Origin of the sequence: Sporosarcina sp. E16_3 (genome assembly GCF_017347125.1) — a bacterium.
Taxonomy (GTDB): domain Bacteria; phylum Bacillota; class Bacilli; order Bacillales_A; family Planococcaceae; genus Sporosarcina.
Genome location: NZ_JADPRX010000001.1, coordinates 26569 through 49224, shown reverse-complemented (window position 1 = coordinate 49224; position 22656 = coordinate 26569). Strand labels below are relative to the sequence as shown.

Below are 22656 nucleotides of genomic sequence, written 5' to 3'. Positions count from 1 at the left end.
TCGTCCTCCCAACTACATTCAGGATTTGTCTTGGTATCCGCCAATCAATTCTAAAAAAGCATGTTGCATGTTGATAGATTGCCTGTACGTGTCACTGGTGATTGTTTTAAGTAATTTGGTTTTTATTGTTTGATCTAACATAGAGTGTTTCACTTTTTCTCTCGACAGTGTTAGAAATTCAAGATAATCTCCATAAGAATCTTCGTAAATTTCAGAGAGTTCATCACGTATGCTTTTAGCTAGTGTCGGGCTCGCTCCTCCAGTTGCAATACTTATCGTTAAGTCCCCTCTGGTCAACTTTGCAGGGACATGAAAAGTGCTTAACCCTGGATTATCAACGATATTGACCAGTTGATCCTTACCAGCAGACGATGCAACGAATGTATTCACCATCTCATTATTTGTTGCTGCAATAATAACCAATGCGCAATCAAGATCATTCGGTTCGAACAATTTAGCTTTCCAAGCAATCTTATTCTCGATAAAGAGTTGTTCTATTTTCGAATGAATCACTGGACTAATCACAGTTACATTAGCACCTGCTTGTAGCAAGCCGACAATTTTTCTGTAGGCGATCAGACCACCACCAACTACTACTACAGCTTTGTCTTCGACGTTCAACATAATTGGGTAGAATTTCATGGTTTTTTCACCTGCCACTGTTTAGTTATTCTGAAAAAGACCATAAAATTAGCGGTCCTTCTTAGCTTTTTTAAAAGATAAGAAAGTATAAGTTTTCCACTTGGAGCAGTGTCTAGACTCCAGCGCCTAGCCCCTCAAGTCGCTTCAGTCCTTAAGGTAAAGGCAAAGAGCGCCTTTAACTTAAGGCCCTCCAGCGCTTTTCGGGACTACCAAGGCGCTTGCGCTTTTCTTATTAATCGTGAAAGTCCAATCCAGATTGAACAGCTTTTACATGTCCTGCACGGATAACAAAATCACCGAAATGCTCACCTTCATGTCTTTCCTTCGCATATTGGAAAAATAGTGGTTTAAGCAGGTCTAGAATTTCTTCTTCTCCAATGTTTTCTCGGTACAATTTGTTCAGCCGATCTCCGACAAAGCCAGCACCTAGATACATATTGTATTTTCCGGGGGCTTTACCGATAAAGGCGATTTCTCCTAAAGAGGGACGAGAGCAACCATTCGGGCAACCTGAAATACGTATGATAATCTCTTTTTCACGCAATCCCGCTTCATCCAAAATCAGTTCCATCTTATCTAGTAGGGAAGGCAGATAACGTTCAGCTTCAGCCATTGCTAGCCCGCAAGTTGGAAAAGCAACACAAGCCATTGAACTCCGACGCAATGCGGAATGATGCTGCCCATCGGTCAATCCATGCTGTTCTATCAGTTCGACAATTTGGTTCTTATTTTGAATCGTAACATTGCTGATAATTAGGTTTTGGTTTGGGCTAAGGCGGAAATCTCCTGTGTGAATCTTGGCAATTTCGCGCAACCCTGTCATCATTGGATAATCATCCAAGTCTTGGATTCGACCGTTTTGGATAAAGAGCGTGAAATGCCAATTGCCATCGCTTCCTTCTACCCAACCATAACGATCACCATTATGTTCAAAAAAGTAATCACGCGCGGTTCCAAGTTCCCAGCCTAATCGCTCATTGAGTTCTTTGGTGACCCAATCAAGTCCACGAGCATCAATTGTGTATTTAAAACGGGCATACTTTCGAACAGAACGATTTCCGTAATCACGTTGAATCGTAATGATTTTTTCGGCTACTTCGATAATCTGATCTGTTGTACAGAATCCAATCACTCGTGCCAACTGAGGATAGGTGTCTGTATCCCCATGTGTCATCCCCATGCCGCCCCCAACTGCAATGTTGAATCCTACTAATTTACCTTCTTCTAAAATGGCAATTAGACCAAGATCCTGTGAAAAGACGTCAACATCATTATTAGGAGGAACTGCCACACCAATTTTAAATTTCCTTGGTAAATAGAGTGCGCCATACAATGGTTCGATTTCTTCCTCTGTTTCTTGACTGTCGATTACTTTTTCACCATCGAGCCAGATTTCATGGTACGCATTGGTCCGAGGTGAAAGATAATCACTGAGTTTCTGAGCCCAGCCATAAACCTCAGCATGAATATCCGATTGGTAAGGGTTTGGGTTACACATCACATTCCGGTTCACATCACCACAAGCCGCTAGTGTATCCATCAACGCTGCGTTAATTTCCTGAATGTTTTCCTTCATATTCCACTTTAAAATCCCATGCATTTGGAATGACTGGCGGGTTGTCAATTTCAACGTTCCATTGCCAAATTTATTAGCAACATCGTCCATCATCAGCCATTGTGCTGAAGTTGCAACGCCGCCCGGAGCACGAACTCGAACCATGAACTGGTATGCCGGTTCTAATTTTTGGCGTTGTCGTTCATTACGTAAATCCCGATCATCTTGCAAATAGCTGCCATGGAATTTCATCAATCGATTATCGTCGTCGGGTATCCCCGAACTGATTGGATATTCAAGCGTCTCCACAAGCGATCCTCGTAAATAATTACTCTCACTTTTAATCCGCTCAACATCACTTGGTGTTCCTGATTGTGGCGGTAGAATTATTTTTTTCGTCATTTAACTAGCTCCTCTCACAGTTGTTTCAATAGACATCACGTTGATAACGTTTCTGCTGTTGCATGTCTGCTAAATAGTCAGATGCTTCTTTAGAACTCATGGCACCCTCTTCTTCAATGATTTTTTCCAGAGTAGCATGGACGTCAGTTGCCATATGCTTTTCATCACCACAAATGTAGAGTACTGCCCCCTCTTCTAACCACTTGAAAATAGCTTGACTGTTCTCTATCATTCGGTGTTGAACATAGACTTTATCTTTCGTATCACGGGAAAATGCAACATCCATTCGCGTCAATACGCCCTCTTTGAGCCATTGCTGCCATTCAACCTGATACAGGAAGTCAGTAACGAAGTGTTGATCACCAAAGAACAACCATGTTTTCCCTTCAGCGCCAATCTCCTCGCGTTCTTCCAAGAAAGATCTGAACGGTGCTATTCCAGTACCAGGTCCAATCATGATCAAAGGCGTGTTAGGATCTGCTGGTAATTTAAAGTTCGAGTTACGCTGAACATATACAGGTAAATGATCTCCTGGTATCGCACGTACAGCACATACATCTGAACAGACACCTACCCGATTACGACCGTGTGCCTCATAACGAACAGTTCCAATCGTGAGATGTACCTCATCTGGATTCGCTTTTGAACTACTAGCGATTGAATATAGTCGCGCCGGTATTTTACGTAATATTGCGACAAAACCACTTAGAGAGACTTCCCATGGTGTAAAATCACGCACTAGATCCAATAGATCTCGACCATAAAGATAATCCCTGCATTCTTGCTCTCTTTCTGGTTCCAAGAGCTCCTTTAATTCATTGTTTGCGGTAAATTGTGCTGCTTTTTGTAACAATGGTTTCGTCAATACAGTGATTTCAAAATTAGAAATCAAAGCCTCGCGCAATGGCTTAAGCTCACCCTGTTTATTGACCTTAACTTCTTGGCTAGCATTCCAGCCCATCTCCTCAATCAAGGTATCTACTAATCCAAAATCATTTTCTGGATAAATGCCCAAACTGTCTCCTGGTTCAAACTCAAGGTTCGATCCTTCAAGTGATAACTCAAGATGACGCGTTTCTTTGTTTGATCCACGGCCATTTAAATTAAAGTTTTCTAGAATCTCAGCTTTAAATGGATTTGTTCGAGAATACTCCAGTTGTCCCTCAATTACCTTGTTGACCGTTTGTTGAACAGTTGTAGAACTGCTTTCTTGTAGTTCATTTAATGTAGCTAAAACATTCGTAAACCATTCCGCGGCAGATTCATCATAATCCAAGTCGCAATCGACTCGTGGACTAAGCTGTTTTGCACCTAACTCAAGTAATCGTTCATCAAATTGTTTACCTGTCTGGCAGAAAAATTCATAAGAACTATCTCCCAATGACAGGACCGAAAATTGCAGATTCTCCAATCTTGGCGCTCTTTTACTATGAAGAAATTCATGGAATGGCAATGCATTATCTGGTGGATCACCTTCGCCATGTGTACTTACAATAAGTAGTAAATTCTCGATTTTCTTGAGTGCATTCGGTTTGAATTCATTCATAGAAGCAAGACTTACTTGATACTCTACTGCTTTTAAATTCTTCGTCAGTTTTTCCGCCAAAGCTTGCCCATTGCCAGTCTGAGATCCGTAGAGAATTGTCACCTCTTTTGAGCTGACGTCTACTTGCGCTGCTGGTTCTTCCAGTACGGCCACACTGCCTGACGCATTTGATTGCGTAACTAATTGACTTGCACTCAGGTAGCCGCCCAACCAGATTTGTTGCGTCTCTGTCAGTATCGGCAAAAGTTGATTAAGTAGTTCTACCTGTTGCTGATTAAAAGGACTGTTTATCACTTGAAGCGCCAAAGTTTTCCACCCCACAAAAATAGTATTTTACACAGTTATCCCGCATTAACGGGCAGTAAGACCCCCACTTCAAGTTTTCGAGGACAAGATTAGAATCAGTGGGGGATCAACTGCCCGTAAAAGCCCGAATGGTTAAACTAACAATCAGTAGGGATGAAGAAAACCCCCACTGATTGAAGATTAACTTTATCAAAAGAGTAAACAATTATTTTAATCTAATTTTCTCATTTCTCTCTATTTGAACTACAACATTGTCTTGAATAACCAATGTGATAGATCCATAATTCATCGTACTCAGCATTTTTTTAACATTTTCAATGGTAAGTTCAAGATTTTGTTCACGTTTTTCCATAATCCCTTTTCATCCTTTCAGACAAAGTCTCTTCATTAAAAGGGCAGACTGATTTGTTCTTTTTCAAGTAACTCATTCACCCGTTCAACAAGTACATCCTGAACATATTTGTGATAACCAAGATTTTCACAAAGAATTAGATGCTTACCAGGAGTAGACTGTTTCATAATTTTTTTCTCAATACCATTCATTAAAATACCTGTAAATAACAAGTACGGTATAATGAAAATTTGCTTTTGAGGTGCTTGCTGTAGTTGCAGCAATGCTTCATCGAAATGAGGCTCCGCTCCGTAAAGAAAACAAACAGTTACTTTGTTGAAGGAATACTTGTCAGCAAGAAGCAGTGCAATTTCATTTAAATCATGCTTGACTGCGGGATCACTACTCCCCCTACCTACGATTAACACCTGAGCATCTTCTGCAATCGCTACTTGTCGTTCAACAACACGCTCATATAAACTATCAACAATTTTTGGATGAATGCCAAATGCTTTGCCGTATGTAAATTCGATATCGGGATACATGATTTTTCCCACTTCGATTTCAAATGGAATATCTTCATTTGCATGCGCCGCAGTTAATAAAAGTATAGGAACAACGGCAATCTTAGTAGCACCGCGTTCCACGCACTTCGTAATCCCTTCATCCACGCTTGGTGCCGCCAGTTCTAAAAAACAAATCTCTTGAATCGGAACATCGATCATTGATTGACTACTCTTGATAAACTGAATGGCTTCTTCGACACCTGCTTTAATCCGACTACCGTGGCCCACATATAAGACAGCCTGCACGCTGATTCCCCCTTTAGCTGTTAGTATGCAGATACTTCTTTAATGCTATTTTGGTTCAATCCCGTTTGTTCGAACCACTGAATCTTCTCCCGCAACTTCACAACTTCACCGACAATGATCATACTTGGGTTTTTAATTTCGGATTCTCTCGCAATCTCCACAATTGTAGAAAGTGTACCTGTAATTGTATACTGCGCTTCTGTCGTTCCCCAATGAACCAGTGCTACTGGCGTGCTCTCAGGTCGGCCGTGCTTCGTCAGTTGCTCGCAAATATAAGGTAAGTTTCCGACACCCATATAAATCGCTAAGGTATCAATCCCGACCGCAAGACTCTCCCAATGGATGGAATCGCTTTTTCCAGCACGCATATGGCCCGTTACAATCGCAAAACTCGAACTGAGATCGCGATGTGTGACTGGGATACCCGCATAAGCAGGAGCTGCAATCCCAGCTGTAATTCCTGGAACCACCTCAAAGGGAATTCCATTATCCGCAAGAACTTCTGCCTCTTCAGCACCTCTTCCAAAAACGAATGGATCTCCACCTTTTAAGCGTGTGACGATTTTTCCTTGCTTCGCATATTTCACTAAAAAGTGGTTAATCGTCTCCTGAATCATTGCATGATAGTTTGGGAGTTTTCCGCAATAAATCAAGTCCGCTCCCGGCTTTGCATAGGTAAGTAGCTCTTTATTAATTAAACGATCATACAAGATGACATCCGCTTGTTGAATACATTTCATCCCTTTAACGGTGATTAAATCAACATCTCCAGGTCCAGCTCCAACTATAAATACTTTCCCCATTTTCATCTCTCCTCTCACCGCGCAGTTCTATAATAGATTCATCGTTATGAATGGATCTCTTCTTTTTGCATTCCTGCAATTAATACGTCGATCACTTCGGGTCGACTAAATGTCGATGGCAGTTGTTCTCCGTTACGAAGCATTTCTCTCACCTTTGTGCCCGACAAGATTACATGGTGGCTGACATCATGCGGACATGTTTTAGGTGTTGCCATGTTGCCGCATTTATTGCAGTAAAAGCTATGCTCGAAAAATAATAACGTAATCCCAAGTTCTTCAAGCGTAAAGTTGCTAAATATTTTCTGAGCATCATACGTCCCGTAATAATTACCAACACCCGCATGATCACGACCGACGATAAAGTGTGTACAACCAAAATTCTTTCTGACCATCGCATGAAAAACAGCTTCTCTTGGTCCCGCATAACGCATTGCCGCTGTAAATACACCTAAAAACACATGCTCTTTCGCATAATAGTTTGCTAGTAATACTTCATAGCTTTCCATGCGTACATCTGCTGGAATATCATCCGATTTCGTTTCACCCACAAGTGGATTCAAAAATAATCCATCTACAATTTCCAATGCAGTCTTTTGAATATACTCATGTGCTCTATGAACCGGGTTTCTTGTTTGGAAACCAACGACTGTTTTCCAACCGAGCTCTTGGAACTTTTGCCTTGTTTCAATGGGGTCATATAGGTACTCCGAAAACTCATCCAGTGGTCTTCTCTGAATCAGCGTGATCGTTCCGCCAAGATAGACATTCGGACGTTCAAACAACTTCTTCACGCCAGGATGCTCACGGTCTGTCGTTTGATAAACCAGTTCAGCTTCTTTTTCCTTATCTGGTGTGAAAATATCCGATACTTCAAGAACACCATAGATAACTCCATCTCTCTCCAATTTCACAAAGTTCCCAACAGCAATACCTCGTGCATTCACCTCTGTTGTTGGCAATGTAATCGGAATTGTCCACGGTACTCCAGTAGATAATCTCATTGTTGCAACAACAGAATTGTAGTCCACTTCTGTAAGAAATCCACTTAACGGGCTATAAGCACCCGTACCAATCAAATCCAAGTCACTGCTTGCAATTTCATCTAATTCAACTGTTTCAGTTATCCCTTCGAACTGAAAATCAGGATTCCAGCGATTAATTAATGTACCGCCATGCGGTTGACTCAAACTCATTTAAATTCCCCCATTTTCTTTAGGTTGATGCAAGCCACATTCTGTCTTTGTTTGATTTGCCCAGCGCCCTGACCTCGACCCCGTCGTTGTATCCCCTTTAAATGTACAGTGTGTGCAACCGATACTTGGATAGCCTTGGTCGTGGAGTGGATTATAGGGCAAGTTATGTTTTTTTACATAATCCCAAATATCTGTCCACGTCCAATGAATCAGCGGGCAAATTTTTATCGATTGAAAGGTTTCATCCTTGTTCACAAAGTTTGTCTGACTCCTTGATGGTGATTGTTCGCGCCTAAGTCCGGATAACCAAGCGGTCGTATCGCTCATCGCTTCTCGGAGCGGAATTACTTTCCTCATATGACAACAACGATCCGGCTGTCTTTCCCACAGTCGATCGCCATACTTGTCAGCTTGTTCCTCAGCCGTTAAGCTAGGCTTTTTCATTTCAATTTCCAGCTTTGGATAACGTTTTTTCACTTCATCAATTAGCGTATGCGTTTCTTGAAAATGAAATTCAGTTTCGAGAAAGACAACTTTAGCAGTTGGTTTTATTTGCGAGATTAAATCTATCATTACGATACCCTCAACCCCAAAACTACACGCATATACAAGATCATCGTATTCCGTGTAAGCCCATCGCAATACGTTTAACGCACCTTTTGACTCGTCATCAATCGCAAAAACTTCACTAGTCTCAGACCAAGATTTGTACGTCAACTTCGCCATGCTAATTCTCTCCCCCCTAAACATAATGATTCTATTACTCTTTCCTTTTTAAAAAGACGACTTTAATCGATTAGTGATTAAAGTCGCCTCTACTTTTTAGTCAGCGAATTTTTCATTTGTACTCGATTTTCTAGTAGCTTCTGGGTTTCCAGTCAGCTAGCGATTAGCGTTATACTAACTTTATTATTCCTATGTGTCAAGTAGGTTTAAAGACATTATATTCCTAAACAACTAATATGTTACCTGTTTAGTAGTTGTTTAAAAGTATTTATAAATTGCTAGACAATGTCCCTTCAAATCCGTTGCTCCGCATAGGATAGACTTTGCTCAATTAGGCAGATATTCATATATTCAACAGATATAGTTATTTTCTTTTAAATAAGAAACGATGCGTTCAACGGATTCTTCAATGCTTAACTGATTAGTATCAATGATTATTTCTGGATTAATAGGTTCTTCATAAGGAGCATCGATCCCTGTAAAGCCTTTAATTTCACCCAATCTTGCTTTTTTATAAAATCCCTTTGGATCTCGTTCTTCGCATGTTGCTAAACTGGCTTTGACGTATATTTCGATAAATTCATCAGCTTCGACAATTTCGCGTACTCGATCTCGATCTTCCAGGTAAGGGGAAATGAATGCCGTTAATGTCAACAAACCTGCATCGACCATAAGTTTGGACACTTCACCGATTCTGCGAATATTTTCCGTCCGATCATCTGGACTAAACCCTAAATTCTTATTTAAACCATGCCGGACATTATCCCCATCCAATCGATATGTGTGAATGCTCTCAGAATGTAACGCCGTTTCTAGCGCTACTGAAACTGTTGACTTCCCTGAACCTGATAGGCCTGTGAACCAAAGAATAGCACTTTTATGGCCCTTTACTTCTTGACGATTTTCTTTTGTTACCTCTGATTCATGCCAAACGATATTTGTAGACTCCGTCATTGTTTGCCCCCCTAAGATCATTTGTTTCGCTGTTGATTGTTATATACAAAAAAGACACCTTTTTATCCGATCCAAATAACCGAGTAGAAAGATGCCTTTAGTTGTCTAATTAGCATATATGAAGTTGAGACCAATATTACATTATCAAAAATTCAAAGTCAACGATTTATCAGAATATAATATAATTCTTATTAGTTTAGTTTGAATTTAAATAAGATTCAATTTGTATAAACTGTAGTCTACTTACTTGTCGTACGAGGTTCGTGTATATCCTGCTAGGCTCTGCCTACTATATAAAAGGGTTAACTATAATTTGTCAGTAGCATTGTGTCTAAGTCATGCGCGCAACTAGTACCAAGTACTCATGTCCACAGTTAAATATGATACGTAAAATCTTCCGGTAACACCCTTTTTAAAAACTTCTGTGTTCGTTCTTCTTTTGGATTCACAAATATTTCATGGGGTGTTCCTTCCTCCACTATGACTCCGCCATCCATAAAAATCACTTTATTTGCCACATCCTTCGCAAAATCCATTTCATGCGTGACAACTAACATGGTTGTTCCTTCCCTTGCAATATTCTTCATAACAGTTAACACTTCTCCTACTAATTCCGGATCCAGTGCAGAAGTTGGTTCGTCAAATAAAATTATGTCTGGATTCAAAGCAACGGCTCTTGCAATGCCTACCCTTTGTTGCTGTCCACCTGATAATTCACTTGGATAGGCATCGTATTTATCTGACAAACCCACTTTATCCAACGCTTTTTTCCCTATCTCAACCGCTTCTGCTTTCGGAACTTTTCTCCCAATAATAAGCCCTTCCGTTACGTTCTCTAAAGCTGTTTTATTATTGAATAAATTATTGCTTTGAAATACAAAAGCGATTTTCTGTCTAATTTGATGAATTTGTTTTTTGGTCGCAGTTCCCAAATTTACATCTATATCCCCAAAAACAGCACGACCTTGATCAGCTTTTTCTAAAAAATTGATGCATCTGAGTAATGTCGTCTTACCGGATCCACTTGGCCCTAGTATAACAACAACATCCCCTTTATCTATTGTGACGTCAACACCTTTTAATATTTCAGTTTTACCGAATGACTTATAGACATCTTTAATTTCTAACATGCTGTGTGTCCCTCCTTTTCATGCTTAAACGACTGATGGTTTATATTTACTCAAACGTTTTTCGTACAGTTTAAATGCATATTCGACTGCACTGCATAATAGTAAATAGACAAGAAAGATATCGATATAGGCCTCAACGTAATTATAGCCCACGTTCGCCGCCACTTTTGCTTTCAGCGTAATTTCCTGTAATGACATGGCATACCCGAGAGATGTTGCTTTGATCAGGTTGACTGTCGCTGTACAAATATTTGGCATTGCAACGACCAAAGCCTGCGGAATTATAATTCTTCTATATGCTTGCACATCAGTTAGCCCCACTGACTGGGCTGCTTCCAATTGCCCCCTGCTCACTGTGCTTAGTGCAGAACGAAAAACTTCAATCAGAACTGCTGTTGTGTTAAAAGAGAAAACAATGAATGCGTACCAAATTGGATTCACATCATACACATTCATTTCTATATTAAACTTAGTAAATAGCGAACTTAGTAATAAGGGGACACTGCTGTAGACGATGAAAATCTGAATGATAATTGGGGTCCCTCTGACAAAAGAAACATATACTTGTGCAAAACGGTGTAACACTGGAATTCGATTTATTCTTGTTAATGCCAGTAAAAAACCTAACGGTAACGCAAAGAGTAAAGCTACAATTGTGATGAATAGCGTTATAGGTACTCCTGATAACGCGATAAAAAATGTATCTATTAAAAACTTGTAATTTAATCCTTCAGACATCTTCTCACCTCTTTACGCAGTTTTTAATCCTCGTTTCCCTTTACTAAATACTTGCTCTAATTTCAAGAAAAACTGTTCAATTGCTATTGAAAGTATCCAGTATATAATTGCTAATGCAAGAAATATTTCCAAAGCATGTGCATTGTAGTTACCAGCAATAATTAGATTTGCTTTTCCCACAACATCTATTAAGCCGATTGTATAGGCTAACGATCCTTCTTGTAGTACAGCCAGCAGGCTGTTCCCGAAGTTCGGTAATGCGACTACAATTGCTTGCGGAAATACAATTCTTCTATAAGCTTGTGAATTGCTTAGCCCAACACTTACTGCGGCCTCAAATTGTCCATTGTCAATTGATTGAAAAGCTGAACGCATGACCTCAGACATAGCTGCCGCAAATTGAAGGGTAAAAGTGATTATGACAAATACGGCTGTGTCTATATTGTTTAAATTCAGACCGAAACGATCACCGATTGCAGGAAGTCCATAATAGACTAAAAAAAGGAGTACGATAGAAGGTGTACACCTTATTATTGTTGTATAACCAGTCGCTAGTTTCCTTGCAAACTTACTCTTCCCTATTTTCGCCGCCGTTAAGATAAAACCCAGGAGCGTGCCGAATAGTACGGAAAGACCTGCAACCATAAATGTCATTTTTAAAAAAGGAATTAGTAGTGGGATGGACTCCCATATATATGATGCGTCAAAATATTTTTCCATGTACTCGCCCCACTTTCATATTCCATTTGAAACGATTTGATTGATAAAGGCTGTTGAGCATATCGCACACCCAACAGCCTCGATATCCTAAGCGTTATCTTTCTACAGCATCCAACACTTCAAACAAATCTCTGCCGTAATACTGTGAGCTCAATTCACTTGTCTTCTTTTCTTCTTTCAATTTTTTAACTACTTGATCATAGGCATTCGCAAATTCCTGTTCTTTTTTATTGAACAAAGGCCATGTTTTTATGACCGCGAATTCATTGTAAACAACCTCGTCTACCAGATTATGATAAGGACCATCTTTAGCCGTCACTTGCTTTTCAAATGGCCCTTCTATGATAACGCCTCCATCTACGCGTCCTTCATTCACCCACTGGACAACGTCTACTGTGAAAGCATCTCCAGCTTTCAACTGCACTTTATTATCCGAATTTTCTTTATTGTATTCATCAATTACAGTATATTGAGCGTTATTAGCTGCAATTGGTGCTAACGAAAAGCCAGCAGAAGCGAAGTCTGACAGGGACTTGATATGTTCATTTTCTTTTTTAAGTACAAGACCCGCACTGCTTAAGCCGATAAATTCTTTCGGGAAGATAAATTTTTCTGTTCTTTCCTGTGTCCAAAATGCATTTTTAACCCCTACCTGGTATTTCCCTTGTTCGACACCTACCAATAGGTCATCGCTTGTCGTTCCGACGTACACGAATTCGTATTGTGGAAGTAATTCATCAACTAATTTCATCACTTCAACATCATATCCAGTTGCATTTCCTTTCTCATCCAACCAGGACATTGGTTTTGAAGCCTGATCATAGGCGACTTTTACTTTTCGTATGTCTGACTCATTCTCATCAGCCGCTTTACTTGAGTTACATCCTGCTAAAATAGTAGTTACTGCTAAACCAATCGCCGCAAGTTGAAATACGCTTCTTCTTCTCATCATGAAATCCCCTTTGATCGCCTCAATCCATGTATTTTAACTATGGATAGCGTTTTTAGTTTTAACTCCATCAATTGCAGTTAATGCCAATTTCTTAATTGTCATGTCGTCCATAGGGGGATTGTGCAAACCTGCCCTGACATCCCGATAATAGCGCTGTAATGGATTAGTGCGTTGAAGACTTTTTGCACCTACAATTCTCATTGCTTTATCCACAATCGTAATGGCTGAATTCGTAATGGTATGCTTGACAACTGCAACCTCATTTGTAAGATAGCCCCTTCGTGATTCATCATCATAAGCCTCCGCCACACTGTAAATCAGATGCCTCGCCTGTATTAATTCCAAATCAATTTCTCCTAGCAATTGTTGAACATTCGGCAATTGACTAATTGGCCCATTCAGGCTGTTAGGAGAATAAGTAGTTGCAAAATGAACAGCATAATCACGCGCAGCTTGTGCAATTCCAAGATAACATGCAGGAATATGAAGAAGCCAGCCACTAAACGGAGCACCACTTGGTTTGTCAGGTAGTTCAACAAGTTTTGACTCTTCGACTTTTACTTGATTGAGAACTAGATCATGGCTTCCAGTTCCCCTCATTGAAATGACGTCCCATGTCTGATCAATCGTCAGACCTTCTAAATCTTTGTGCAGCAGGAAGAATCCTACTTGTTGTTGTTCTTCAATCCAGGCAGATGTTAGAAAATAGGTTAATACTGGAGAAGCCGTTGTAAAGGTTTTGCGCCCCGACAATACCCATGAACCATCTTGTTTCTCCGCATTTGTTCCTGGGCGTCCACCCCTAGTTGGGCTACCTGTTTGTGCTTCACTCACAGAGCGATTTACTAAGGCACCGTTCAGAACTTCTTTGGCAAAGAAATCGAGATTTTGATCATTCCATAAGCTTTTGTCAAAAAGTTCTCCGACAACCCCAAGATTCCATCCGATAGATAGAGCTGTATTGCCGTCAAAACTAGCTAGTGTTTCTTGAAGGAGTACCATATCATAGACTTTTAGCCCTTCTCCGCCGTACTCAAGTGGGAGTGTACTGCTCGTATAGCCCATTTCAATTAAATCTTGAATATTTTCTGCCGGAAAAATTGCCTCTTCATCAGTTTGAGCAGATGTATTTTTAAATTTTGTTTCTACCCCATTTACCTTTTCAAGCCATCTCTTTTGACTTTCCGTTTTTACAAATAGGTTAATCACAAGTTCCCCTCCAACTATACTTTTACTAGAATTTAAGTCGTTTTTCATTAATAGATTATCTTATGCTAACAACTCCGATTGGTTTCATCGGGATTCAATTAATAATAAGCCATATTGATAAAATGTCAAGATACCCTTCAAATAAATAACAGAAAAATCCGTAAGAACGTTTAGTTGAACACGTTCTTACGGTTATAAATTATTCGATATTTAAGACATCCAAGTTCATGATCTAGATTTCTTCTCCCTATACATCGCTCCATCAGCTATTTGGATTAACTCTTGAAAATTTTGCCCGTCATCAGGATAAATTGCAAAACCAACGGAGGCTCCCACGGAAGGGAATTCGTCAAATCTTTCATTCGCTAATACCTTTTGAAGACCCTGTATATAAACTCGTTCGAAATTATTTTTACAATCAGGTACTAGAATCAAAAACTCATCCCCACCCCATCGTGCTACGATATCATTTTTCTTAACGAATTTTTTTATGATCACAGCAAGATGGATTAACAATTCGTCACCTTTATGATGTCCATATGTATCATTTATTTCTTTAAATCTGTTAAGGTCCATCATGATGACACCTAACTTGAGATTTTCTCTTCTATACATTTTTGCGATTTTTTGAAACGACTGTTCTATCGTTCGTCGATTGTAGGTATCTGTTAAATAGTCTTTTTCAGAATAATATTTTACGTTATCAAATTGTTTTCCGCACCAATAAGCAATTGCTAAAAAAATTGTTGTTAAAATAAAAAAGTTCGCCCTAAATGGAAGTTCCAAATACTGATGATAGTAAAAATACCGTAGAAGGTTAAACAATCCGACTATACCAATCGCCACAATCCTGCCATTATACTCCATGAAATTCACTCATTTCCCTATTCTTATGGGCATAATACACTACCTTAGGTTTATTCGCAAAAAAACGATTGCAAACTAACTGCAATCGTTTTTTATCCTATTTAAATAACACAAGAACTTTGAAGCGTTTTACTTTTTATTTGCCGTTTCCCATACGTTTTCAAGCCATGCTTCAAACTCTTCGCCTTTGTCACCTTCATACGTGTCGTACAAATCAAGTCTCATGTTCTTCAACTTTTCTTTATATTCTTCGAACGTGTGATCTCTTGGCAAACTTTTCTTAATTCTGAGGAAAACTTTGTTGGCATCTTTAATCAATTCAAATCGATTTCTTGGTGGTAATTCAACATCCTCACCAAATTTCACAAGATTGCGGTGAGCGGCTTCTACTACTTTATATACGGCATCGTTGTTCATTCTGTGTAAAAGTATATCGATAGTCCGTTTATGTTTCCATTGTCCTAATTCATCAATCGTATCTAAACGTAGTCTCCAATTCGATGCCCGGTTAACTGCCTTCCGTAATTCATCGTAATTTGGCGGCATTTCATTTTTAATTTCATTAGTCAAGTGATCCAATCTCCTTCTATTTCAATATCCTGTTTAGTTAAGGGTAACTCTACATGTTACATACAATACCCTTCAATATGTATTGTACCATTATCTGCTGAACTACATACCTTTTTTCATATAATCCGCCACTTTTTTAAATATAATCATCTGTTCATATTCCGTTCACCTTGTCAGATTATAGTTAAGTTATTAAGAAATACGGGAGGCGCAAAGATGAATATTGCATGGAAAGAAATTAAGAAGAATAAAACGAAGTTTATCATTTTAGGATCAATCATTTTTCTCGTCAGCTTTTTAACATTTATCATCTCTGGGTTAGCGAACGGTTTATCTCAAGATAATGCAGCATTAATTAAAGATTTACCAGATGGTCAATTTTACATGAATGCAGATGCAAACGAAACGTACAATCTTTCAAGAATAGATGAAAGTGTACAAACCACTGTATTAAATGAACAAAAAGACGCAGCAGCACTCTCCATTCAGATGGGGTTTGTAAACGATATGGACGATAAGCAGCATAGTATCGCTTTCGTTACTTCAACAGATTCAAAGTCGTTTGAGTCTGTCGGTAAAGGAGAAGTAATCTTAGATCGTTCATTGGAAGATGAGGGGATTAAGCTTGGCGATATATTAACAAATAATCAATTCAGTGGCGAATTTAAAGTGAAAGGTTTTGTCGATCAAAAGAAATACAGCCATGAGCCTGTCGCATTTATTAACATGGAAAACTATAAAGAAATTTACCGTGTCAATGAAATGCAATTGATTTTTGTACCAGGTACAGAAAAAGAACAAGTGGTAACGAGTTTACAATCATTTTCAAATAAAGAATTCCTCAATACGATTCCAAGTTACAGTGCCGAACAGATGTCACTCAATATGATCATTTGGTTTTTGGTTGCCATTAGCGGAATGTTGTTCGCAATATTCTTCTACATGATGAACGTTCAAAAGATTGGATTATATGGGATCTTAAAAGCACTAGGAGTTAAAACAAGTAGATTGTTCGGCATGATGTGGTACCAGATGATTTTTATCACTGTGATAGCGCTTGGACTGTCAGTCGCTTTGAGCCAGGGCTTTGCATTGATTGCACCTAAAGGAATGCCATTTAGTTTAACACTTGATACAACTGTTCAATTATCGGTTGTATTCCTAATTATTGGATTTATAGGAGCGACATTGTCCGGTCTGCAAATTAAAAAAGTAGAACCATTGCAAGCTATCCAACAAGGAGAGGTTTAATATGACGATTTTCACAATTGATGAAGTTACAAAAACATTTACGAACGGTGAAGTGGATGAACAAGTATTAAAAGGGATTAATATTTCACTTCGAGAAGGTGAAATAACAGCGTTAGTAGGCGCTTCTGGTTCTGGTAAAAGTACGATTCTTACAATAGCAGCAGGACTTCAACGTGCAACGGACGGAAAAGTGCTATTTGAAGGGAAAAACATGACTGACATGAATCAGGATCAGATTAGAAAAATCAGAGCAAGTGAGTTCGGTTTTGTCTTTCAATCATCGCATCTTGTCCCTTTTCTGACAGTAGAAGAACAATTATTGCTGATGCTTGACGTTTCTGAAACCAAGTTAAAAAAACGAGAACAACAAGTGGAAGTTGAAAAGATTCTCAAATTGGTGGATATGGATCATCGGAAAGATGCCTACCCTGCTTCTTTATCAGGAGGAGAAAAGCAACGTGTGGCAATTGCTCGCGCAATCATCCACAAACCGAAAATGTTGTTCGCAGATGAGCCGACAGCAAGCCTTGACTCAAAGAGATCAAAAGACGTCATGACATTGATTCGTGAATTGACAAAAACGTTGAATATTACAACGTTAATGGTGACACACGATGAAGAAATGCTTACGTATGCAGATCATATTATCACAATGAAAGATGGATTGGTGTTATCTTGAGAATAGACCATCTTAGCACTGGTAAAATAATAGATATAGAATCACTTTAAGCATCTTTTTACGATGTGTATTCTATGAACATATAGTTTGTATTACTATAGCTGAATAACTTTAACCCGAAACAGCCATTCCTTAAAATGGCTGTTTTTTTATTTTCATCTCCTATTGTTGCTCAGTTGTCATCCCAAGTTCTGCATAACATCTATGTATGAATTGCTCCGCTTCTAGAAGTAATATATCTTTTTCAGTCTGATTACACAAAGCCCATCATCTCCAATATTGCTAGTATATCATTCGAAAAGGGCTTGTTTCTACTTCAATTTAGCCAACTTTTGAACTTAGAGTTCTAATTGATAGAACAGATAAAACAATGGATTATCCCCTGCATTAACTGTAAATCCTCTTTTTCAAACTGTACAAGATGGATACCCAAATAAGCCTTTGTTTGCCCAAGTATAAACATACCCCTCATATAGAATCCAATTTCTCCGTAAAAAAACACAAACCAATAGGATAATTGGTTTGTGCCTTTTCATTATGAACCCATTTTTCTACGAGCACTGCTAACTTGTTTTGCTTGTTGGCTTTGCATTTTTTTAGCAGATTGTGCTGGATTGCCTTTTGCATTGTTATCAGAAGTTTGGTTTTTCTTTGCTTCTAACTGTTTTTGTATCACTTCTTTTAAGCTTATTTTTTTCTTTGCCGTTTCTTGTTCATTTGCTTCATTGTTTTCAGTCATTTAAAATCCTCCTTACTAACGAATAATGATTAATTTTGCTTCTCTTTAGTATAACCGAAATTCGGCGACTACTGGGGGGTTTCTGAAATTAATTTTAAAAAACCTATGCTCTTTCTAGTTTATCAGTCAATCCATATGCCGAATTTCCCTGCTATCAGGGTAGGATCTTCCACTAGACCATAATGCGTTCAATTATAATGATTAAAACACATAAATCATCCCTATTGAACTGCTCCCTGTAATACGGACACTTATAAGAAGAACCATTATATAAATTGAACGAAAGGGCCTCACTTACAATGCTCGACGCTTGGGGATGCCTCCCCGAACTGGAGAATACTTTCAACAAATATAGTTAACCTTACTAGGAGATGACGACGGTATTGTAGCGGCGTCATCTCCTTTAAACACCACTGATAACGATGCGTTATGTAAGTGGATAACAGAAGGATTTAGTGCCAGATTTGAAGCTAATGATAAGGTTTAATATATCTCATTTATATGAGTTGTCGTAATGAGCTTATCTTGTGTCATACATTCGAAAGTAAGCGTAAACTAGCGACCACCTATTTTATGTTTACTTAGGCTTGGCTTTACTATCGTCGCTGAAGGCGTTGAAGAAGAAGCGGAGCATGAAATCCAGCTTCAAATGAATGTCGATTGTATTTAAGGGTATCGTTATTGCAGACCTTTGGATGGAGAAGCGGTTTTGGAGTTCTTACGTCAACAAACCTAAGGTGAAATTACTCAAAATCATCTTATAATCGAAAAATACTTATTAAGTATTCTGGTTTTTGAGTTAGAACAAATGAAGAGTTAGTTAAAAAAAATCTTGTTAATGGTAACTTTTTGCTTTATTATAGAAAAATGTTATGGAGTAATCCGTAATTAACGATACTTAAGGAGAGTGGCATGATGAGGAATTATACAAAAGAAGACATTCGCAAATTTGTAGGAGAAGAAAATGTGAATTTCGTTCGACTTCAGTTCACCGATATTTTAGGAATGATCAAAAACGTGGAAATTCCCATCAGCCAGCTCGAAAAAGCACTAGACAATAAGATGATGTTTGACGGATCTTCAATCGAAGGATTTGTACGTATCGAGGAATCCGATATGTACCTCATACCAGATCTTAACACATGGATGGTATTCCCGTGGCCCTCAGGAAAAGGAAGAGTTGCACGCCTTATCTGTGATATTTCTCTTGCCAATGGTTCGCCGTTTACAGGTGATCCTCGTGGCAATTTAAAACGTGTATTGACAGAAATGAAGGAGCTTGGATTTACGGACTTCAATCTTGGACCAGAACCAGAATTCTTTTTATTCAAGCTCGATGAGAACATGCAACCGACAATGGAATTAAACGACAACGGCGGCTATTTCGACCTCGCCCCAATGGACCTTGGAGAAAACTGTCGACGTGATATCGTCTTGGAACTAGAGGAAATGGGATTCGAAGTTGAAGCATCCCACCATGAGTGCGCACCAGGACAACACGAAATCGACTTTAAATATGCGGATGTACTCACCGCCTGTGACAACATCCAAACATTCAAACTTGTGGTTAAAACAATCGCACGTAAACACGGCCTGCATGCTACCTTCATGCCAAAACCTCTTTTCGGTGTCAGCGGGTCAGGTATGCATTGCAATGTTTCACTATTCAAAGATGGCGAAAATGCTTTCGTTGACGAAAATGGTAAATTACAATTGAGCACAACAGCTTATCAGTTCATGGCTGGCGTTCTTGAACATGTACCTGGTTTTACAGCAGTGACAAATCCTACAGTTAACTCCTATAAACGTCTTGTTCCTGGCTACGAAGCGCCATGCTACATTGCCTGGTCTGCCCAAAACCGCAGCCCACTTATCCGAATCCCAGCATCTCGAGGCATAAGTACTCGAATCGAAGTTCGTTCAGTTGACTCGGCCGCAAATCCCTATCTCGCAATGGCTGTAATCTTAAAAGCAGGTTTAGACGGCATTAAACGTGAACTCGAACCACCAATGCCAGTTGACCGTAATATTTACGAAATGAATCCTTCCGATCTTAAGGAATTAGGTATCGGTACTTTACCTACGGACCTTGACCACGCTCTCATTTCACTTGATAAAGATGAAATTATCCAAGAAGCCCTCGGCAAGCACATTTTCACGAACTTTATGGCAGAGAAAAAATTGGAATGGGAGAATTACCGAATTAACGTTCACCCATGGGAAGTTGAACAGTATATGAAGAGGTACTGATATAATCGAGTAAAAGGGAGCAATTAACTCTCAACCTCCCACACAGCCTTCGGTATACACTGGCACAATTAACATGAACGAAGCAAGGTTTCGAAACCAAATAACATACTTTTGGTCCCTTGGAATCACCATTAGGTGGTTCCAAGGGTTCTATGAAGTATTGACTCTGGGATATTTCACAGTAGCGTTCACCCAAGTTCACCGCATTTATAAGCCTTGCCTTTTAGAGCACCGATCCAATGAATTTTCTCCCCCGGTTCTTGGTATCTTCAAATCCTTCCATATAAAATTCAAAGTCCTTATCCATACACTTACCTGTAAATTAGGACCTTCCCTATATTTGGAAAGTCACCCGAAAATTAAGCAATAAAGATATCCCCAACTTTTACTTTCCCCTCTGCTATTCCCAGATGTTAAGGAGCAATTTTCTCTGTGAATAGTTCACCCCATAAAAATCGAAACTGCACTATACACTAACAGCAAGGCCATCACTATATTAAACTGATTTCTATATTTTGATAAAAACGTTTGAAACATTGAACCAAACAGACTCCAACTGCTAGTACTCATAAAACCAACAACAGCCAAAAATAATGAAAAAAATAGTAAGCTAACATTGGATGTATGGTACGGCAGGATGAACGTTCCCATTACCGTTATTCCATATAGAACACCTTTTGGATTTACAAATTGCAAAAGCATGCCCGCCAAAAAACTATTATACTTGCCTGTTTCATCGTCGTTCTCACTATTTTTACTGGTTACTATTTTTACAGCTAGATACAACATATAGCCCGCTCCCAGGATCATCATGGGAAGTTCAATTTTCGGAATGAAGTTATGAAGCAATAGATTAAAATAACTAGCTAATAACATAATAACAAAGAAGCCTGCACCTACTCCAAAACAAAACCGGAGTGTCTTCTTAAACCCATATTTATTCGCAAATAACATGGCCATGATATTATTGGGGCCTGGCGTAAAACTTGTGACAAAAACATATAACAAGAATGATACTACTGACATATTAGACCTCTCCTTCAACGTATATGTTATACTGTCCAAAACGGGCGGTATAACGCATTCTTTTTATTGTACAATTCAGGCGTTATATTGTACAGATGAAATTGGGGTGTCTTTATGCAAGAAATTCATCTAATCATTGCCAAAAACCTAAAAGCTTTACGGGAAACTAAGAAATTAAGTTTGGAAAAGGTAGCAGAATTGACAGGCGTCAGCAAAACGATGGTCGGACAAATTGAAAGAGGTGAATCGGCCCCAACCATTACAACAATCTGGAAAATAGCAAATGGCTTAAAGATTTCCTTTACTGCCCTAGTCAATAATCCGCAGCCAGACACAAAAATCGTGTTGGGAAGTGACATTCAACCATTATCTGAAGACAACGGAAAATATCGGGTCTATCCCCATTTTCCCTTCGGAGATGACAAACGCTTTGAAGTGTATTCAGTAGAGATAGAAAAAGGAGGGTTCCTTAGCGCTGATTCGCACTTGGAGGGCACTGAGGAGCTATTAACAATTTTTGATGGGGAACTCACTGTCCGTGTAAATAATGATGAACACACCGTGAAAAGTGGTGATTCCATCCGATTCAAAGCTGACAGACCTCATAGCTATCATAATTCGGGGGAAACATTAACTCGCTTAAGTATGGTTTTATATTACCCTACTTAAAAAAATCCGTTCTTAGGTAGTAATTGATTCAACAAACCGTATTTTTTATTTCCAGGGGGAGAAGTTTATTTGGAAAGCTTTTTATCAAATACCTCTCCTACACCCATTACCCTACTTGTAATTATTCAAAAAATCGTTTTCCTTCGAAATGTAGTCATCTAAAAACAAGCCATCGAAATTGTCTCGATGGCTTAGAATTAACATAAAATCACTTTTTTCCAGTTTTACTCTTCGAATCTATCTAGTCTATAAGAGGTTTCAGAGGAATATGATACAATCTAGAAAATAAGACAAACAAAAGAGGTGAACGATATGTGCCGAAACATTAAAACACTATTTAACTTTGCCCCTCCAGCTACCGACGATGAAATTTATGCAGCGTCACTTCAATATGTTCGCAAGGTTTCTGGTTTCAACAAACCATCGAAAGCAAACGAGGATGCTATTAATCGGGCTATTGAGGACGTGGCTATGGCTACGCAAAATCTACTAAACACACTAGTAACGAATGCCGAGCCTCGTGATAGAGAAATTGAAGCAGAACGTGCTCGTGCTAGAACTGTAAAGAGATTTGGAATTGAATAGA

Annotated in this window: 23 protein-coding genes; 5 read left to right on the top strand and 18 right to left on the bottom strand. The window is 39.0% G+C overall.

The genetic code is table 11. From position 1 onward, the window contains the following. Positions 1-18: 18 nt before the first annotated feature. From I2483_RS00245 to I2483_RS00170, 16 genes are all read right to left on the bottom strand, one after another. A complete protein-coding gene (locus I2483_RS00245) occupies positions 19-642 on the bottom strand; it encodes an NAD(P)-binding protein (protein ID WP_207173115.1) in 624 nt (207 codons plus the stop codon). A 232-nt stretch (positions 643-874) separates the two neighbouring features. Further along, positions 875-2599, bottom strand: coding sequence for an assimilatory sulfite reductase (NADPH) hemoprotein subunit (cysI, locus tag I2483_RS00240; RefSeq protein WP_207173114.1), 1725 nt, complete (start codon positions 2597-2599; stop codon positions 875-877). 25 nt (positions 2600-2624) lie between these two features. Further along, a complete protein-coding gene (locus I2483_RS00235) occupies positions 2625-4451 on the bottom strand; it encodes an assimilatory sulfite reductase (NADPH) flavoprotein subunit (protein WP_207173113.1) in 1827 nt (608 codons plus the stop codon). Positions 4452-4656: 205 nt separating this feature from the next. Further along, the gene (locus I2483_RS00230; RefSeq protein WP_082786557.1) at positions 4657-4803 is read right to left on the bottom strand and encodes a YezD family protein; all 147 of its coding nucleotides are present in this window, start codon (positions 4801-4803) and stop codon (positions 4657-4659) included. A 35-nt stretch (positions 4804-4838) separates the two neighbouring features. Further along, positions 4839-5594 (bottom strand): CbiX/SirB N-terminal domain-containing protein, encoded by a 756-nt coding sequence (locus I2483_RS00225; protein ID WP_207173112.1) that lies wholly within the window; start codon positions 5592-5594, stop codon positions 4839-4841. A gap of 20 nt (positions 5595-5614) precedes the next feature. Next, positions 5615-6397, bottom strand: coding sequence for a uroporphyrinogen-III C-methyltransferase (cobA, locus tag I2483_RS00220; protein WP_186670744.1), 783 nt, complete (start codon positions 6395-6397; stop codon positions 5615-5617). A 44-nt stretch (positions 6398-6441) separates the two neighbouring features. Continuing rightward, positions 6442-7590, bottom strand: a complete 1149-nt coding sequence (gene sat / locus I2483_RS00215) for a sulfate adenylyltransferase (RefSeq protein WP_207173111.1) — start codon at positions 7588-7590, stop codon at positions 6442-6444. Then, positions 7591-8316: a phosphoadenylyl-sulfate reductase gene (locus tag I2483_RS00210; protein ID WP_207173110.1), complete on the bottom strand. Its 726-nt coding sequence runs from the start codon at positions 8314-8316 to the stop codon at positions 7591-7593. Between the two features lie 351 nt (positions 8317-8667). Continuing rightward, entirely contained in the window at positions 8668-9270 is a 603-nt protein-coding gene (cysC, locus tag I2483_RS00205; protein WP_207173109.1) for an adenylyl-sulfate kinase, read from the bottom strand. Positions 9271-9644: 374 nt separating this feature from the next. Then, positions 9645-10400, bottom strand: coding sequence for an amino acid ABC transporter ATP-binding protein (locus I2483_RS00200; protein WP_207173108.1), 756 nt, complete (start codon positions 10398-10400; stop codon positions 9645-9647). Positions 10401-10424: 24 nt separating this feature from the next. Then, positions 10425-11138, bottom strand: a complete 714-nt coding sequence (locus I2483_RS00195) for an amino acid ABC transporter permease (protein WP_207173107.1) — start codon at positions 11136-11138, stop codon at positions 10425-10427. A gap of 12 nt (positions 11139-11150) precedes the next feature. Further along, a complete protein-coding gene (locus I2483_RS00190; protein WP_207173106.1) occupies positions 11151-11858 on the bottom strand; it encodes an amino acid ABC transporter permease in 708 nt (235 codons plus the stop codon). Positions 11859-11952: 94 nt separating this feature from the next. Then, positions 11953-12807 carry a transporter substrate-binding domain-containing protein gene (locus I2483_RS00185; protein WP_207173105.1) on the bottom strand — a complete coding sequence of 285 codons (855 nt, stop codon included), beginning with the start codon at positions 12805-12807 and terminating at the stop codon, positions 11953-11955. A 36-nt stretch (positions 12808-12843) separates the two neighbouring features. Next, positions 12844-14019, bottom strand: coding sequence for an acyl-CoA dehydrogenase family protein (locus tag I2483_RS00180; protein ID WP_207173104.1), 1176 nt, complete (start codon positions 14017-14019; stop codon positions 12844-12846). A 225-nt stretch (positions 14020-14244) separates the two neighbouring features. Then, a complete protein-coding gene (locus I2483_RS00175) occupies positions 14245-14886 on the bottom strand; it encodes a GGDEF domain-containing protein (protein WP_207173103.1) in 642 nt (213 codons plus the stop codon). Positions 14887-15015: 129 nt separating this feature from the next. After that, entirely contained in the window at positions 15016-15432 is a 417-nt protein-coding gene (locus I2483_RS00170; protein WP_207173689.1) for a HEAT repeat domain-containing protein, read from the bottom strand. 240 nt (positions 15433-15672) lie between these two features. Here I2483_RS00170 and I2483_RS00165 point away from each other — a divergent pair, with 240 nt between their 5' ends. Both I2483_RS00165 and I2483_RS00160 read left to right on the top strand, forming a co-directional pair. Beyond that, positions 15673-16707 (top strand): ABC transporter permease, encoded by a 1035-nt coding sequence (locus tag I2483_RS00165; protein ID WP_207173102.1) that lies wholly within the window; start codon positions 15673-15675, stop codon positions 16705-16707. 1 nt (position 16708) lies between these two features. Next, complete coding sequence (locus I2483_RS00160; protein ID WP_207173101.1) at positions 16709-17386, top strand: ABC transporter ATP-binding protein; 678 nt, start codon at positions 16709-16711, stop codon at positions 17384-17386. Between the two features lie 535 nt (positions 17387-17921). On the opposite strand, the gene I2483_RS00155 is transcribed toward I2483_RS00160, so the two are convergent. Beyond that, complete coding sequence (locus I2483_RS00155; RefSeq protein WP_207173100.1) at positions 17922-18125, bottom strand: hypothetical protein; 204 nt, start codon at positions 18123-18125, stop codon at positions 17922-17924. Between the two features lie 915 nt (positions 18126-19040). Between I2483_RS00155 and glnA the strand changes: the two genes are divergently transcribed. Continuing rightward, entirely contained in the window at positions 19041-20375 is a 1335-nt protein-coding gene (gene glnA, locus I2483_RS00150; protein ID WP_207173099.1) for a type I glutamate--ammonia ligase, read from the top strand. Positions 20376-20816: 441 nt separating this feature from the next. On the opposite strand, the gene I2483_RS00145 is transcribed toward glnA, so the two are convergent. Next, on the bottom strand, positions 20817-21401 hold the full coding sequence (locus I2483_RS00145; RefSeq protein WP_207173098.1) for a LysE family transporter: 585 nt from the start codon (positions 21399-21401) through the stop codon (positions 20817-20819). A 114-nt stretch (positions 21402-21515) separates the two neighbouring features. On the opposite strand from I2483_RS00145, the gene I2483_RS00140 reads away from it, so the two are divergent. Further along, positions 21516-22070 carry a helix-turn-helix domain-containing protein gene (locus I2483_RS00140; protein ID WP_207173097.1) on the top strand — a complete coding sequence of 185 codons (555 nt, stop codon included), beginning with the start codon at positions 21516-21518 and terminating at the stop codon, positions 22068-22070. Between the two features lie 312 nt (positions 22071-22382). Further along, positions 22383-22655 (top strand): DUF2277 domain-containing protein, encoded by a 273-nt coding sequence (locus tag I2483_RS00135; RefSeq protein WP_207173096.1) that lies wholly within the window; start codon positions 22383-22385, stop codon positions 22653-22655. Position 22656: the final 1 nt, after the last annotated feature.

Bases quoted from the DNA above. Each gene is read 5' to 3' on its own strand.
- sat (WP_207173111.1), bottom strand. From the start codon at position 7,590: ATGAGTTTGAGTCAACCGCATGGCGGTACATTAATTAATCGCTGGAAT.
- I2483_RS00135 (WP_207173096.1), top strand. From the start codon at position 22,383: ATGTGCCGAAACATTAAAACACTATTTAACTTTGCCCCTCCAGCTACC.
- I2483_RS00210 (WP_207173110.1), bottom strand. From the start codon at position 8,316: ATGGCGAAGTTGACGTACAAATCTTGGTCTGAGACTAGTGAAGTTTTT.
- I2483_RS00155 (WP_207173100.1), bottom strand. From the start codon at position 18,125: ATGACTGAAAACAATGAAGCAAATGAACAAGAAACGGCAAAGAAAAAA.
- cysC (WP_207173109.1), bottom strand. From the start codon at position 9,270: ATGACGGAGTCTACAAATATCGTTTGGCATGAATCAGAGGTAACAAAA.
- I2483_RS00185 (WP_207173105.1), bottom strand. From the start codon at position 12,807: ATGAGAAGAAGAAGCGTATTTCAACTTGCGGCGATTGGTTTAGCAGTA.
- I2483_RS00195 (WP_207173107.1), bottom strand. From the start codon at position 11,138: ATGTCTGAAGGATTAAATTACAAGTTTTTAATAGATACATTTTTTATC.
- I2483_RS00165 (WP_207173102.1), top strand. From the start codon at position 15,673: ATGAATATTGCATGGAAAGAAATTAAGAAGAATAAAACGAAGTTTATC.
- I2483_RS00245 (WP_207173115.1), bottom strand. From the start codon at position 642: ATGAAATTCTACCCAATTATGTTGAACGTCGAAGACAAAGCTGTAGTA.
- I2483_RS00230 (WP_082786557.1), bottom strand. From the start codon at position 4,803: ATGGAAAAACGTGAACAAAATCTTGAACTTACCATTGAAAATGTTAAA.
- glnA (WP_207173099.1), top strand. From the start codon at position 19,041: ATGAGGAATTATACAAAAGAAGACATTCGCAAATTTGTAGGAGAAGAA.
- cysI (WP_207173114.1), bottom strand. From the start codon at position 2,599: ATGACGAAAAAAATAATTCTACCGCCACAATCAGGAACACCAAGTGAT.
- I2483_RS00140 (WP_207173097.1), top strand. From the start codon at position 21,516: ATGCAAGAAATTCATCTAATCATTGCCAAAAACCTAAAAGCTTTACGG.
- I2483_RS00145 (WP_207173098.1), bottom strand. From the start codon at position 21,401: ATGTCAGTAGTATCATTCTTGTTATATGTTTTTGTCACAAGTTTTACG.
- I2483_RS00170 (WP_207173689.1), bottom strand. From the start codon at position 15,432: ATGCCGCCAAATTACGATGAATTACGGAAGGCAGTTAACCGGGCATCG.
- I2483_RS00175 (WP_207173103.1), bottom strand. From the start codon at position 14,886: ATGGAGTATAATGGCAGGATTGTGGCGATTGGTATAGTCGGATTGTTT.
- I2483_RS00190 (WP_207173106.1), bottom strand. From the start codon at position 11,858: ATGGAAAAATATTTTGACGCATCATATATATGGGAGTCCATCCCACTA.
- I2483_RS00200 (WP_207173108.1), bottom strand. From the start codon at position 10,400: ATGTTAGAAATTAAAGATGTCTATAAGTCATTCGGTAAAACTGAAATA.
- cobA (WP_186670744.1), bottom strand. From the start codon at position 6,397: ATGGGGAAAGTATTTATAGTTGGAGCTGGACCTGGAGATGTTGATTTA.
- I2483_RS00160 (WP_207173101.1), top strand. From the start codon at position 16,709: ATGACGATTTTCACAATTGATGAAGTTACAAAAACATTTACGAACGGT.